Consider the following 430-nt stretch of genomic DNA (forward strand, 5'->3'; position numbering starts at 1 on the left):
CTACGCGAAGATTGCGACCGTCGCCGAGGAGCTGAAGAACCCCGGCCGGAACCTCCCGCTGGCGGTTATCGGGAGCGTCGCCATCGTCACCGTCCTCTACGCGATTCTCGTGAGCATCATGCTCGGCGTGGTGCCGTGGCCGGACCTGAGCCAGAGCGCGCCGCTGACGCAGGCGACGCAACTCGCGTTCCCCGGCGGGCTGGCCGGCCTCGCCGTCACCGTCGTGACGCTGGGCGCGCTCCTCGCGACCGTCTCCAGCGCGAACGCGTCGATTCTGGCGTCGGCCCGAATCAACTTCGCGATGGGCCGGGACCGAGTCGTCACCAACTGGCTCAACGAGATTCACCCGAACTACGCGACGCCCTACCGGTCGATTCTCGTCACGGGTGCCGTCATCATCCTCTTCATCGCGGCGCTCGGCCGAGACATC

1 protein-coding gene is annotated in these 430 nt (G+C 67.7%); it reads left to right on the forward strand.

Going from position 1 to position 430, the window contains the following annotated elements; all coding sequences use genetic code 11:
* Positions 1-430: APC family permease (locus tag DVK05_RS16685; RefSeq protein ID WP_121564968.1), on the forward strand; the 430-nt coding region annotated here is incomplete at both ends.

Origin of the sequence: Halorubrum sp. Atlit-8R (assembly GCF_003666025.1) — an archaeon.
In the GTDB taxonomy this organism is placed as follows: domain Archaea; phylum Halobacteriota; class Halobacteria; order Halobacteriales; family Haloferacaceae; genus Halorubrum; species Halorubrum salinarum.